The sequence below is a fragment of the Halomonas sp. SS10-MC5 genome (assembly GCF_015992245.1).
Lineage (GTDB): Bacteria > Pseudomonadota > Gammaproteobacteria > Pseudomonadales > Halomonadaceae > Halomonas > Halomonas sulfidoxydans.
Map to the genome: position 1 here is coordinate 3592375 of NZ_CP065435.1, position 13987 is coordinate 3606361.

General features: G+C 68.0%; 13 protein-coding genes. 9 read left to right on the plus strand and 4 right to left on the minus strand.

Features of this window, described 5'->3' with window-relative positions; genetic code table 11:
• Nucleotides 1-110: 110 nt before the first annotated feature.
• Entirely contained in the window at nucleotides 111-992 is an 882-nt protein-coding gene (locus tag I4484_RS16670; protein WP_197448352.1) for a class I SAM-dependent methyltransferase, read from the minus strand.
• Between the two features lie 201 nt (nucleotides 993-1193).
• Between I4484_RS16670 and I4484_RS16675 the strand changes: the two genes are divergently transcribed.
• From I4484_RS16675 to iadA, 7 genes are all read left to right on the plus strand, one after another.
• Complete coding sequence (locus I4484_RS16675) at nucleotides 1194-2180, plus strand: succinylglutamate desuccinylase (RefSeq protein WP_197448353.1); 987 nt, start codon at nucleotides 1194-1196, stop codon at nucleotides 2178-2180.
• A gap of 233 nt (nucleotides 2181-2413) precedes the next feature.
• A complete protein-coding gene (locus I4484_RS16680) occupies nucleotides 2414-3184 on the plus strand; it encodes an ABC transporter ATP-binding protein (RefSeq protein WP_197448354.1) in 771 nt (256 codons plus the stop codon).
• 10 nt (nucleotides 3185-3194) lie between these two features.
• Nucleotides 3195-3896, plus strand: coding sequence for an ABC transporter permease (locus I4484_RS16685; protein WP_197448355.1), 702 nt, complete (start codon nucleotides 3195-3197; stop codon nucleotides 3894-3896).
• A 1-nt stretch (nucleotide 3897) separates the two neighbouring features.
• Nucleotides 3898-4632 carry an ABC transporter permease gene (locus tag I4484_RS16690; RefSeq protein WP_197448356.1) on the plus strand — a complete coding sequence of 245 codons (735 nt, stop codon included), beginning with the start codon at nucleotides 3898-3900 and terminating at the stop codon, nucleotides 4630-4632.
• Nucleotides 4633-4752: 120 nt separating this feature from the next.
• A complete protein-coding gene (locus I4484_RS16695; RefSeq protein ID WP_197448357.1) occupies nucleotides 4753-5517 on the plus strand; it encodes a transporter substrate-binding domain-containing protein in 765 nt (254 codons plus the stop codon).
• Between the two features lie 353 nt (nucleotides 5518-5870).
• On the plus strand, nucleotides 5871-6653 hold the full coding sequence (locus tag I4484_RS16700) for a transporter substrate-binding domain-containing protein (RefSeq protein WP_197448358.1): 783 nt from the start codon (nucleotides 5871-5873) through the stop codon (nucleotides 6651-6653).
• Between the two features lie 64 nt (nucleotides 6654-6717).
• Entirely contained in the window at nucleotides 6718-7866 is a 1149-nt protein-coding gene (gene iadA / locus I4484_RS16705) for a beta-aspartyl-peptidase (protein WP_197448359.1), read from the plus strand.
• 15 nt (nucleotides 7867-7881) lie between these two features.
• Here the strand turns inward: iadA and cadR are convergent, their stop codons facing one another.
• A complete protein-coding gene (gene cadR, locus I4484_RS16710) occupies nucleotides 7882-8340 on the minus strand; it encodes a Cd(II)/Pb(II)-responsive transcriptional regulator (RefSeq protein WP_197448360.1) in 459 nt (152 codons plus the stop codon).
• Nucleotides 8341-8418: 78 nt separating this feature from the next.
• Between cadR and I4484_RS16715 the strand changes: the two genes are divergently transcribed.
• Nucleotides 8419-10653: a cation-translocating P-type ATPase gene (locus tag I4484_RS16715; protein WP_197448361.1), complete on the plus strand. Its 2235-nt coding sequence runs from the start codon at nucleotides 8419-8421 to the stop codon at nucleotides 10651-10653.
• Here the strand turns inward: I4484_RS16715 and I4484_RS16720 are convergent.
• Entirely contained in the window at nucleotides 10628-11830 is a 1203-nt protein-coding gene (locus I4484_RS16720) for a cation:proton antiporter (RefSeq protein ID WP_197448362.1), read from the minus strand. The two genes, I4484_RS16715 and I4484_RS16720, sit on opposite strands and share 26 nt — an antisense overlap.
• Nucleotides 11831-11994: 164 nt before the next feature.
• On the opposite strand from I4484_RS16720, the gene I4484_RS16725 reads away from it, so the two are divergent.
• Complete coding sequence (locus I4484_RS16725) at nucleotides 11995-13245, plus strand: FAD-binding oxidoreductase (protein WP_197448363.1); 1251 nt, start codon at nucleotides 11995-11997, stop codon at nucleotides 13243-13245.
• 16 nt (nucleotides 13246-13261) lie between these two features.
• Here the strand turns inward: I4484_RS16725 and I4484_RS16730 are convergent, their stop codons facing one another.
• On the minus strand, nucleotides 13262-13981 hold the full coding sequence (locus tag I4484_RS16730; protein WP_197448364.1) for a gamma-glutamyl-gamma-aminobutyrate hydrolase family protein: 720 nt from the start codon (nucleotides 13979-13981) through the stop codon (nucleotides 13262-13264).
• Nucleotides 13982-13987 lie beyond the last annotated feature (6 nt).

Sequence of the window (13987 nt, forward strand, 5' to 3'; positions counted from 1 at the left end):
GCCTCCTTTCCTGGTTGCCGTCCAAACGCCGGCTCCGCCGGCGGGTACCTGACAGCATAGAAAGGAACGCAATGAAGAAAAGCGAAGCATTTCGTCCAGGCGTTTCGAATTTATCGTCGCGCCAGCCGCCAGCCGCCCTGGAGCACCCGTACCCTGCCGGCGGCCAGGTTATCGCGCAGGTTGCATCCCATGCGCCCGAATTCCGCACCGAACAGCAGCGTCGGCCCCGGGAGCCCGGCCGAGTCAGGGCCACCATCCCGTCGACCGGGTGCCTGCCGCCAGGCCAGGGCCGCCTCGGTGACGTCCGCCACCGCGAAGGGCTCGAAGCCGGCCAGCACCATGGCACGCTCGAGCCGCTCCCGACTGCGCAAATGGCTGGTGGCCTCGGTACGCGCCCAGGGCACCGGCAGCGCTAGCGGCTCGGGGTTGTCGCCGGCCACCAGTTCGTGCAACAGCACGCGGCCGCCGGGTACCAGCAGGCGCCGCCACTCGGCCAGCACCCGCGGCAGGTGCGGCATGTTCATCAGCGCATGCTGGCACCACACCACGTCGAGGCCGCCCGCCGCCAGCGGCACGTGGGCGGCGTCGGCGCAGGAGAAGCGGCATCGCTCGGCCAGACCGGTGGCCGCGCTGAGCCAGCGCGCCACCTCGACGAAGGCCACCGTGATATCGACCCCGACCACGTCGCAGCCGTACTCCGCGGCCAGCAGCCGGCTGGCGCCGCCGGTGCCACAGCCGACATCGAGCACGCGCTCGCCGCCGCGCAACTCACCCAGTGCCGCCAGGGCCCGGCTGGCGCTGCGACCGCCGAGGTGCAACTGATCGATGCCGGCCACGTCGTCGAGACTCAAGCGCTCCGGGTCGCACCCCGCCGCCCGGAACGCCTCGCGCAGGCGCGCCAGCAGGGGCTGGCCCGCCACGTCACCGGCAGCGTAATGCTCATTGAGCTGGCGACCATGAGCGAAGGTGTCGTCACCGAGGGCGGTTGGCATGACGGGCTCCTCGTCGGGCGGAATAAAGGGTCAGCTTAGTCCCCGCCTGGCCCCGCCCCTATTGGCCAAAGGTCGGCTCGCCCAGTTTCAATATCGCACCCGGGCTTTCACCAGCCCGACGCACGATCTTGCGATATGGACCCGCGCACCGGATGGTGGCCAAGGTCTCACCATCCTACTCACAACCGACCCGGACATCCCATGCTGTCGGAATGGATCGAGCTAAGCCTGGAAGACGCCAGCCCCAGCCAACCCAGCGGGCCCCTTCCCGGCGGTACCTATACCCTGCACGCGGCCGGCGTTCTCGAGCTGACGCCCGCCGCCTGCCGCGACGATGCGCCGGCCTGCGTGCTCTCGGCCGGCATCCACGGCAACGAAACCGCGCCCATCGAATTGCTGGGGGCGTGCCTCGCCCGCCTCGAAGCGGGCCTGCTGAGGCTGGGCGCACCGGTGCTGGTGATCCTGGGCAACCTCGAGGCGATTCGGCGCGGCGCGCGCTACGTGCACACCAATCTCAATCGCCTGTTCCGTCGCGACCTCGGCGAAACCGGCATGGAGCCGGACCGTGCCCGCCTGCTGATGCATGCGGTCGACGACTTCTTCGCCCGCTATCCCGGCCGCGAGCGCCTGCACTACGACCTGCACACGGCGATTCGCGACAGCCGCTACCCGCGCTTCGTGGTCGAGCCCTACGCCGAGACCGCGACACGTCATGAACAGTGGCGCTGGCTGGCGGCGGCGAACATCCAGGCGGTGCTGCACCAGCATCGGCACAGCTGGACGTTTTCGCACTACTCAAAGCATTATCACCGCGCGCAGGCCTTCACTCTGGAGCTGGGACGCGCCCTGCCCTTCGGCGAGAACGACCTTGCCCCGCTGATGCCGATGGCCCGGCTTATCGAAGCCTTACTGGAAGGGCGCGAACCGCGGGGAGCCGATCCCGAGCGCATGGTGTTCTTCCGCGTGGCCCACGAACTGATGCGCCATTCCAGCGACTTCCGCTTGTGCTTCGCCGACGACACGCCGAACTTCACTGAATTCCAGCCCGGCGCGCGGCTCGCCGAGGACGCCGAGGCCGGCCCCTTCGTCGTCGCCGATGCGCCGCTCAGCGTGGTGTTTCCCAATGCCGAGGTCGAGCTGGGTGCGCGTGCCGCGCTGCTGGCCCGGCCGACACCACCACCCGACTGACACCAGAAACACCTGCAAGAACCGGCAAATCCAGCGTTTCTTCTCGCCTCAGAACAATAATCAGGAGCCTTTTAATGATCCTTGACCGCCAGAATATCGACTATCGTCCCATGGGATTGGCCTGGCTTCCCTCTGCCGAAAGCCCTCAGGCCTGTTAGAATCGCCCCTTTTTCGCGCCTGCCCGCTTAACCGGCCGTCGCCCCGGCGACTCGTCCCGATCTGGAGCCCGTCCCATGGCCGATACCCCGATTCCCCTCGAAGTGCGCAACATCAAGAAGCGCTTCGGCGATACCGAAGTCCTCAAGGGCCTCTCCCTGCAGGCCCGCAAGGGCGATGTCATCACCCTGATCGGAGCCTCCGGCTCCGGCAAGAGTACCTTCCTGCGCTGCATGAACCTGCTGGAGCAGCCCGACGAGGGCGACCTGATCGTGCACGGCGAGGAGATCCGCTTCAAGCAGACCCGGCACGGTCGCGAACCGGCCGACTGGAAGCAGGTCGTGCGCATGCGCGCCAAGCTGTCGATGGTGTTCCAGAGCTTCAACCTGTGGGCACACATGACGCTGCTCGAGAACGTCATCGAGGCGCCCATCCACGTGCTCGGCGTGCCGCGCAAGGAGGCCATCGAGAAGGCCCGCGCCCTGCTCGAGCGGGTCGGCCTGACCGCCCGCGCCGACGCCTATCCGGCACAGATGTCGGGCGGCCAGCAGCAGCGCGGGGCGATCGCCCGGGCGCTGGCCATGGACCCCGAGGTGATGCTGTTCGACGAGCCCACCTCGGCGCTCGACCCGGAGCTGGTCGGCGACGTGCTCAAGGTCATGCGCGACCTGGCCGAGGAGGGTCGCACCATGGTCGTGGTCACCCACGAGATGGGCTTCGCCCGCGACGTGTCGAGCCAGGTGATCTACCTGCACCAGGGACTGGTCGAGGAGGCGGGGCCGCCCCAGGAGGTACTGGTCAACCCCACCTCGCCGCGGCTCCAGCAGTTCCTGGCACCGAAGTACTGAGGGGACATCCATGCTCGATCTACACGGCTACGGCCCTCGCCTGCTCGAAGGCGCCGGTGTCACGCTGCAACTGGCGGTGCTGTCGCTGGCGTTGGCGGTCCTGCTCGGCCTGCTGACCGCCAGCGCCAAGATGTCGCGCAGTTGGCTGCTCCATCGCACGGCCACGCTCTATACCACGCTGATTCGCGGCGTCCCCGATCTGGTGCTGATGATGCTGCTGTTCTTCGGCGGCCAGATGGGGCTCAACCTGCTCACCGACAAGCTTTATGACCAGTTCGGCGTGGACTGGTACATCGATCTCAACGCCTTCGTCGCCGGCGTCATCACCATCGGCTTCATCTTCGGCGCCTACATGGGCGAGACCTTCCGCGGCGCCTTCATGGCGGTGGACCACGGCCAGATCGAGGCGGCCAAAGCCTACGGCATGGGCTCGTGGCTGGTGTTCCGCCGCATCCGCTTCCCGCTGATGATGCGCCACGCGCTGCCGGGGCTCTCCAACAACTGGATGGTACTGCTCAAGACCACGGCGCTGGTCTCGGTGATCGGCCTCACCGACATGGTCCGCGTCGCCGCCGAAGCCTCCCGCGCCACCCACGAGCCGTTCACCTTCCTGATCCCCGTGGCGGTCATCTACCTGTTGATCGCCAGCGTATCGGAGTGGATCTTCGCCCGCCTGCAGAAGCGCTACGATATCGGCTTCGGAGAGCACTGACATGGAACCACTGAACCAAGGGCTCGCCGCCGTGCTGGAAGGCAACGTCATCTTCACCCCGCAGACGCTGGGCTATTACTGGGGGGGGCTGGTCACCACCAGCCAGCTGGTCTTCCTGTCGCTGCTGGTCGGCCTGGTGCTGGCCGTGCCGCTGGCCATCCTGCGCGGCTCGAAGCACCGCTGGATCAAGCTGCCGGTCTACTTCTACACCTACGTGTTTCGCGGCACGCCGCTGCTCGTGCAGCTCTATATCATCTATTACGGCGTGGTCTTCGTGGAGGGCATTCAGGACACTATGTTCTGGCCCATCCTCAAGGAGGCCTTCTATCCGGCGCTGATCGCCTTCACGCTCAATACCGCCGCCTACACCACCGAGATCTTCCACGGCGCGATCAAGGCCACCTCGCGCGGCGAAATCGAGGCGGCGCGGGCTTACGGCATGTCGCAGGGGCTGACGATGCGCCGCATCATCCTGCCCAGCGCCTTCCGCCGCGCCCTGCCGGCCTACGGCAACGAGGTGATCTTCATGCTGCACGCCAGCGCCATCGCCAGCGTGGTCACGCTGATGGACATCACCGGCGCGGCCCGCTTCGTCTACGCACGCTACTACGCACCCTTCGAAGCGTTCATCTTCGCCGCGCTGATCTACCTCTGCCTGACCTTCGCCATCCTCTATCTCTTCCGCTACCTGGAGAAGCGGCTGCTGGCACACCTCAAGCCGTTGAGCGGGAACTGATCAACGTCAAGCAGGCGTTGGAAAAACCTCGTGCGGGGACTTTCGGCCCCGGCGTGGCTGCGCTAAATTCAGGCGCGACGTCACCTTAACGGTGCACGAACGAAAACAAGGAACTGAACGATGAAAAAACTGCTGACTGTATCCCTGCTGGGCGTCGCCATCGCCTCCGGTACCGCCCAGGCCCGTGATTACGATCACGTTCGCTTCGGCGTCGACGTGCCCTACGAGCCGATGGAGTACCGCACGCCCGAAGGTGAACTGACCGGTTTCGACATCGAGCTCGGCAACGCCATGTGCGAAGAGATCGGCGTAACCTGCGAGTGGATCGAGCAGGAGTGGGACGGCATCATTCCCGGCCTGCTGTCGCGCAAGTACGACGCCATCATGTCCTCGATGACCATCAACGACGAGCGTCGCGAGACCGTGCTGTTCTCGGATGCGTACATCACGCCGCCGTCGGCCTGGTTCGCCCCCGCCGAACTCGACCTCGAGGAGCCCACCACCGAGGCGCTCGACGGCATGACCATCGGCGTGCAGCGCGGCACCCTGCAGGACAACTACGTCACCGACCTCTACGGCGACGTGGCCGAGATCAGCCGCTACTCCACCGCCGACGACATGGTGCTGGACATGGAAGCCCAGCGTCTCGACATCGTCTTCCTCGACTTCCCGGTGGGCAAGTCCACCCTGCTCGACAGCGAAGAGCGCGAGTACAAGGTCGTGGGCGAGACCATCACCGAGCCCAAGGAGTACTTCGGCGACGGCTTCGGTATCGCCTTCAGGCCGCGCGACGAGGCGCTGGCAGAGCGCTTCAACGAGGCCCTGGCCACGCTGAAGGAAGACGGCACCTACGACGAGATCTACCAGCGCTACTTCGAAGACTAAGCGCACGCCTCTCCCCTCCCCGGCCCCCGGGGAGGGGTTGACAAGCCCGGTCGACTGATCGACAGTCGATCTCTCCAAGCATCGCATCGGGACACCGTCCATGATCGATTCCGCCACCCACCGCCACCAAGCGCTCGAGGCCTACCGCTGTTTCTTCGACAGCTTCTACCTCAGCGAATGGTTCGACGAATAAGCCCTTCCCGCGGCCTTCCCGGCCGTATCGGCACACCCCGTGCCAGCCGAAGCCTCACGGTCCCTGTGCCCGTGATCGCATGACCCGTTGCCGCGCGTACGCGGCGACCCCCTAACCACCGCAACGCACCACAACAAACGCCTTCCCGGGAGGAAGCCCCATGCGTTCTATCCAACTGTTCCTGGCCGCCGGCCTGGTCGCCAGCCTGTTCTCCGGTATCGCTCAGGCCCAGGACGACGACATTCGCCTCGGCGTCGACGTTCCCTACGAGCCCTTCATGTTCCGCACCCCCGACGGGGAGTTGACCGGCTTCGAGATCGAGCTGGGCAACGCCGTGTGCGACTACCTCGAGGCCAGCTGCACCTGGGTCGAGCAGGACTGGGACGGCATCATTCCTGGCCTGCTGGCACGCAAGTACGACGCCATCCTGTCTTCCATGTCGATCACCGAGGAGCGCGCCCAGCAGGTGCTGTTCTCCGAGCCCTACTACACCACGCCGAGCGTCTGGATCACCGCCAACGATCGCGACATTGACGTCGAGGATCGTGACAGCCTCGAAGGCATGACGGTCGGCGTACAGCGCGCCACGCTGCAGGACAACTACGTCTCCGAACTCTACGGTGACCTGGTGGAGATTCGTCGCTACACCAGCGCCGACGACGTGGTGACCGACCTGCGCGCCGGCCGCCTCGACCTCACCTTCATGGACTACCCGGTGGCCGAGTCGACCATCGCCATCGATACCGCAGGCAGCGACTTCAAGCGCATCAGCGGCTTCATCAAGGAACCCCAGCACATCTTCGGACAGGGCGTGGGAGTGGCCTTCCGCAAGCGCGACCGGGAGCTGGCCGAGCGCTTCAACGAGGCGCTTGCCGCGCTCAAGGAGAACGGCACCTACGACGCGCTGATGGAGAAGTACTTCAACTACGATATCAAGCTGTAACGCGGCTTGACCCCACCCGCGAGCGCCGGCGCCCGCCGGCGCTCGTCTTTCCTCAGGAGCCCGCATGCTGACCCTGCTGAAGAACGCCCGCCTCTACGCCCCGCGTGCCATGGGGCTGTGCCACCTGCTGATCGCCGACCGCCGTATCGCCGCCGTGGTAGCAGCCGATGAAGGAGCTCCCGCGAGCGGCATGGCCGTCGAGGAGATCGATCTCGAGGGGCGCCGGGTGATTCCCGGGCTGGTCGACCCGCTGGTGCACTTCATCGGCGGCGGCGGCGAGGGCGGCTTCGGCACTCGCACCGCCGAGCTGACGCTCGCGGACGCACTGGCCTCCGGGGTCACCACCCTGGTCGGTGCACTGGGCACCGACGCCCTGACCCGCACCCCGGCCAATCTGCTGGGCAAGGCCCGCGAACTCGCCGCCGGCGGACTGACCACCTACTGCTACACCGGCTCCTACCAACTGCCGCCGGTCACCCTGACCGGCTCGGTAGGCAGCGATATCCTGTACATCCCCGAATTCATCGGCCTCGGCGAGGTGGCGATCAGCGACCATCGTGGCTCGCAGCCCTCCGCCTTCGAGCTGGCACGCCTGGCCTCGGAGGCCCGCACCGCCGGCATGTTGGCGGGAAAATCGGGCATCGTCTTCATTCACACCGGCGACGCCCCTTCCCATCTGGAGCCGCTGCGCGCGGCGAGCCGCGACAGCGCCATTCCCCTCGCCCAGTTCCTGCCGACACACATCAACCGCACCGCCGAACTGTTCGAGGACGGCCTGCGTTTCGCCCGCGAGGGCGGGCGCATCGACTTCACCACCAGCACCACGGCGGAGCTGCTGGCGGGCGGCGAGATCGCCGCCGCCGAGGCCGTGGCCCGCGCCCTGCACGCCCGCGTCGAACCATCGCGTATCACGCTCTCCTCGGATGCCAACGCCTCGCTGCCGCGCTTCGATGCCGAGCGTCGTTTCATCGGCCTCGAGCCCGGCCGGCTCGCCAGCCTGTTCGAAGTGCTCGGTGAGTGCGTCGACGAGCAGGGTATCGCCCTGGAACAGGCCATCGGCGTGGCCAGCACCCACGCTGCCGACGCGCTCGGCCTGGCCGCCAAGGGGCGGCTAGAACCCGGCCGCGACGCCGACCTGCTGGTGCTCGCCGAGGACGCGTGGGCCATCGATGAGGTTTGGTCGCTGGGCCGCCGGGTCCATCGGCGCGACTGAGCCGACCGCCAAGCTTCAGCGGCCGCCGTGCGGCCCGGGAACGTGGCTGGGCTCGCCGGTTTCGGCGGGCAGCTGGCTCGCTGCCGGCTGGGCCAACTCCTGAAGGATGCCGCAGTGGCTGGAGTCGGTCTCGCCTTGGCAACGTGAGCGCAGGGTCGCCAACGCCTCGCGTAGCGCCTGGAGCTGCTCGATGCGCGCCTCGACGTGGGCCAGATGGTCATCGATCAGGCCGTTGACCGCGTTGCACGGTTGACGCGGGTTATCGTGGTAGTCGAGCAGGGTGCGAATCTCGTCGAGCGTCATGTCCAGCGTGCGGCAGTGGCGGATGAAGCGCAGCCGCTCGGCGTGGGGCTCGGCATAGAGCCGGTAGTTGGCGCTCGAGCGAGCCGGCTCGGGCAGCAGCCTTTCCCGCTCGTAGTAGCGGATGGTTTCCACCGGGCAACCGGTGCGGGTGGCCAGTTCGCCGATCTTCATGGTGGCCTCTCAATCGCTTGACTCTGTAGTCACTACAGGGTGTTTCCTCATGGTAGACCATCCACACGGAGTCCTACCATGGCGGAACGATCCTGCTGCTCGGGCAGCACTTGCCCTACCGCCGCGCCTGCGGCCCCGCCCCGGCGCGATGCCCTCCCCCCCGACGCACAGTCGCTGCACCTGCGCATCGAGGCGATGTGCTGTCCCACCGAGGAGGGACTGCTGCGCCGGGCGCTGGAAGACATGCCGGGCATCGAGCGGCTCGACTTCGACCTGATCGGCCGCAAACTTACCGTGCACCATCGCGATGTCGGCGAGGAGGCCATTCGGCGCCGAATCGCCGCCACCGGCATGACCGCCGAGCGCGATGACCCAACCCAGCGCACGGCGCCGACGGCGAGCGACGAGGCGCCCTGGTGGAAGCTGGGCGTCGCCACGCTGCTGGCGCTGGCGGCCGAGGCCAGCCACTGGCTGGGGCTGGCCGAACCCTGGCTCGCCGCGGCCTTGGCGCTGGCCGCCATCGCCCTGGTCGGCCTGCCGACCTGGAAGAAGGGCTTCATCGCCCTGCGCCACCGCACGCTCAACATCAACGCGTTGATGAGCGTGGCGGTGGCGGGCGCGTTGCTGATCGGCCAATGGGCCGAGGCGGCCATGGTGCTGGTGCTGTTCACCCTGGCCGAGCGCATCGAGGCGCGCTCGCTGGGCCGGGCGCGCAACGCCATTCGCGAGCTGCTCGACCTGGCGCCGGAACGCGCCAGCGTGCGCCAGGCCGACGGCAGCTTCCGCAGCGTGGCGGCCAGCGACGTCGCCGAGGGCAGCCTGGTGCGGGTCCGCCCCGGCGAACGCCTGGCGCTGGACGGCAGCATCGCCGAAGGCCACCCGGCGCTGGACGAATCCCCGATCACCGGCGAGAGCCTGCCGGTGGACAAGGCGCCGGGCGAGGCCGTGTTCGCCGGCAGCGTCAACCAGGGCAGCGAGTTCCTCTATCGCACCACCCGCGCGGCGAGCGACACCACCCTGGCCCGCATCATCCACACCGTGGAGCAGGCCCAGGCCAGCCGTGCGCCGACCCAGCGCTTCATCGACCGCTTCGCCGCCGTCTACACTCCCACGGTATTCGCCCTTGCCCTGCTGGTGGCGCTCACCCTGCCGTGGCTGTTCGGCATCGGCTGGCTCGAGGGCACTTACCGCGCCCTGGTGCTGCTGGTAATCGCCTGTCCCTGTGCGCTGGTGATCTCCACGCCGGTAACCATCGTCAGCGGCCTGGCCGCCGCCGCGCGCTCGGGCATCCTGATCAAGGGCGGCAACGTGCTCGAGCAGGGCCACCGCCTCACGACGCTGGCCTTCGACAAGACCGGCACCCTGACCCGGGGCCGCCCCGCACAGCGGACCTGGCAGCCGCTCGACCCGACGCTGGACGCACCTGATCGAGACTGGCTACGTGCGCTGGCGGCGGGCCTCGCCGCACGTTCGTCGCACCCGGTATCGGCGGCCCTGGCGCGCGCCGCCGAGGCGGACGGCGTCGCCCCGCTGGAGGTGAGCGACGTGCAGGAGCTGCCCGGCCACGGCGTCGTCGCTCAGTTCGGGGGACGGGCCGTATGGCTCGGCAATCGCCGACTGATGCAGCGGTTCGCAACGACGGACGAGGCGCTCGACGCCCAACTGGCCGAGCACGAGGCTCGCGGCGAAACGCTGGTGCTCCTGGGCGAAGCGACCCGCCCGCTTGCGCTGTTCGCCGTCGGCGACCCACTGCGCGCGGAGAGCCGCGAGGCCATCGAGGCGCTGCACCGTCTGGGCGTGACCACGCTGATGCTGAGCGGCGACACCCCGGCGAGCGTGGCTGCGGTGGCGGCCCAGGCGGGCATCGACGAGGCCCACGGCTCGCTGCTGCCGGAGGACAAGCTGGCAATGATCGAGGCCCGCGCCCAGCAGGGCTCGGTGGGCATGGTCGGCGACGGCATCAACGACGCCCCGGCGCTGGCCCGCGCCGACATCGGCTTCGCCATGGGCGCGCTGGGCAGCGACGCCGCCATCGAGACCGCCGACGTGGCCCTGATGGACGACGACCCGCGCCGGCTCGCCGACTTCCTGCGCCTGTCGCGGCGCACGCGCAACATTCTCGTACAGAACATCGCCATCGCCCTGGGTCTCAAGGCGGTGTTCATGGCACTCGCCTTCACCGGCCACGCCACCCTGTGGATGGCGGTGTTCGCCGACATGGGCGCCAGCCTGATCGTGGTGGCCAACGGGCTGCGCCTGCTGCGTCAGCCAGGCGCCCAGGGGCGGGTCAGCGAAGCACCCGCCGGACCATGAACGGCCCCGCGACCTCGAACACGACCGTGGAGGCCACTACCGCCGAGAGCAGCATGCCACCGTACTCGGGGTATCGTTCACTGACCAGCAGCGCCATGCCCATGGCGATGCCGGCCTGGGGCGTCAGGGCCAGGCCAAGGTCGTGCGGCAGTTCGCGGCGCTGCTGGCGGGCGAGACCGCCCGCCACAACGCCCCCCAGGTAGCGGCCCAGCGTGCGCAGCAGAAGGTAGGCTAGGATCAAGCCAACCGAGGCGCCGACGTAGCGCAGGTCGATGCTGGCTCCCGAGAGAACGAAGAAGAACACCAGGAAGGGCCATTCGATATGCTCGATCTCGTTGAAGGAGCGAGTGTGATGGGTCGAGAAATTGGCCACCAGAGCACCGGCGAACATGGCCGCCAGCAGCGCCGATACCTCAAGCCACTCGGCAAAACCGGCCAGCAGCAGAATCAGGGCGATGGCTTCGATCTGGGTGGGCTCACCGGGGCGTAACCGGCCCGTCAGCCACACGGCCGGCACGCCAATGAGCGCCCCCAGCAGCAGCGCCCCGCCCAACTCCCAACCCGCCTCGACCATTGCCGTCCCACCGTCGCCCGAGACATGCCAGCCGAGCAGCGCCATCGCCAGCCCGAACGTTAGGATGCCCCAGGCGTCGTCGATGGCGACGATGCCCATCAGCAGCCGGGCACGCAGCCGTGTATCGTGCTTCTCGCGGATCACTTCCCGCACTTCGGCCGGGTCGGTGGCCACCGAGATCGCCGCCAGGCTCACCGCGACCAGCAACGGAAAACCTAGCAGCAGCAGGCCGCAGCCGACGACGACAATACTCACCCCCAGCACCGCGAGGGAGACGAGCAGGATCAGCGGCCCCGTACTTCGCAGCCTGTCGAGCGTCAGCTCGCCTCCCAGCAGGAAGGCCACCATCACTAGGGCGACCTGGATCAGCGGCTCGCCAAGCCCCTCCAGGGGGCGCCCTCCCTCGTGCCCCAGGCCCCACTGCTGGACCACGGCGACAGCCACGCCCACCAGTACCAGCAGCGAGATGCGCGGCAGCCGGGTGCGATTGGCGATGGTATCGGCCAGGATGCTGAAGCTGAGTATCAGGCCGAGCAGGATGAGGTTGGTCGTGGCAAGGTCGAGGGGCTGGATGGCTACCTGCCAGGCGTCGCTCAACGTCATCTCCCTGGGTCTCCGTGTCTCGCTCGAAGGTGTCTGCTGGTCCTCAGCGTATCCTCCCGCAGGGTCCAGGGCGATGCCTGTCCGGCTTGTCGTTCAACGCCGCGGCAGTGAGAATCGTAGGCAGGACGTTACGACAACGACACCCCGACACAGGCGATACGACAATGAGCCAGCCAACCCAGCGCGCCGAGATCATGGTCATCGGCGCCGGTATCGTCGGCCTGGCCTGCGCCTGGCACCTGCAGCGGCAAGGCTTCGAGGTCACCCTGGTCGATCCCGAGCCGCCCGGCGCCGCGGCCTCCTCCGGCAACGCCGGCCTGCTGGCCAACTTCGCGATCGAACCCTTGGCGCATCCCATGCTGTGGCGCGAGATGCCGCATTTGCTGCTGTCGCCGCACTCCCCCTTTCACCTGCGCTGGCGTCACCTGCCTGGGCTCGCCCCCTGGCTGTGGCGCTTCATGCAGCGCGCCAATCGCCGCAGTGCCACCCAGGCGACCCAGATCCTGAGCGAACTGCTGGCACCGTCGATCGACGATTGGCGGCACATCATCGGCGACCTGGAAGACACCGGCGACCTGCTGCAGCAGCGCGGCAGCCTGTGCTTCTATCTCAGCGCCAAGGGGTGGCACGAGGCCCAGGCCGAGTTCACCGAGCGCGAGCGTTTCGGTATCAAACAGGAGCGCCTCGACGCTCGTGCCCTGGCGGAGCTGGAACCGGCCCTCGAGGGCCTGGCCCAGGGCGGCATCCTGTTTCCCGACGCCTGCCACGTCAGCGACCCGCTGACCCTGGCCCAACGCCTGGCCGAGCGCCTGAAAGGCCGCGGTGTTCAGCTGGTGCGCGCCAGGGCGCAGGGGCTCGCGTCGCACGCCGGCGGCGTCGGCATCGACACCGATCAGGGGCCTTGGCAGGCGGAAAAGGTGGTGATCGCCGCGGGCGCCTGGTCGCGCTCCCTGGCGCTGGCCGCCGGCGACCGCATCCCGCTGATCTCCGAGCGCGGCTATCACCTGGAATTCTCTGCCGCCAAGGAACTGGTCAGCCGGCCTTGCAGCCCCGGGGAGTACGCCTTCTATCTCACGCCGATGCAGGGCCGCCTGCGCATCGCCGGCACCGTGGAGCTGGGTCACAACGACGACCCGGCCAATCCCCGGCGGCTCGACTACATTCGCCGTCACGCCGAGAGCCTGTTCGGCCCGCTCGGCGAGCCCAGCCACACCTGGCTCGGCCTGCGCCCCTCGCTGCCCGACTCGCTGCCGGTAATCGGCCCCGCCTCGTCCCTGCCCGGTGTCGGCTACGCCTTCGGCCACGGTCATCTGGGGTTGACCCTGGCGGCCACCACCGGGAGGCTGCTGGCCGCCAGCATCAAGGACGAAGCACCCGACTGGTTGAAAGCTTGTAGTGCCACGCGCTTCCGCTGACGGCATGGCTTCGGGATCAGCCGCGCGCCGCTATCGCACGCCGCAGGAAATTAAGGATCCAGCGCGCCATCAGGGTGTCGTCGACCTCGGTGGCAAGCGAGCTCTGCCCTTCGCGCACGCGCTCGTCGCCGACCAGCTCGCGGCGCAGCGCCATGAGGTCGCGGGAATACGCCTTGGTGAACTCGGGATGGCCCTGCACGCCGAGGAAGTGCTCGCCGATCTGCATCAGGTAGTGGGGGCAGAAGTCGCTGCCGCCGACGATGACGGCCTCGGGCGGCAGCGCCTCGATCTGATCCTGGTGGCTGACCAGCAGGTCGAGCCCCGGCTGCCAGGGTTCCATCCATTCCGCCCGCGCCGTGACGCGGTTGAACGACATGCCCACGCCCCAGCCGCGTTCGCTCTTGACCACCTCGCCGCCCAGCGCCTTGGCCATCAGCTGATGGCCGAAGCAGATGCCCACCAGCGGCTTGCCGGCTCGCCACAGCTCGCGCACGAAGTCGCACAGCGCATCGACCCAGGCCAGCCCATCGTTGACGCCATATTTCGAGCCGGTGGTCATCCAGGCATCGACGGCATCGATGTCGTCGGGAATCTCACCGTCCAGGCAGCGCCACACCTGGAACTCCAGCGTGGGCTCGACCTGCCGGAACAGGGCGGCGAACATCTCGGGGTAGTTGCCGTGGGCCTCGCGCAGTTCCGGCGCCACGTCATCGCACTGCAGAAGTCCGATGCGCATCGGTGA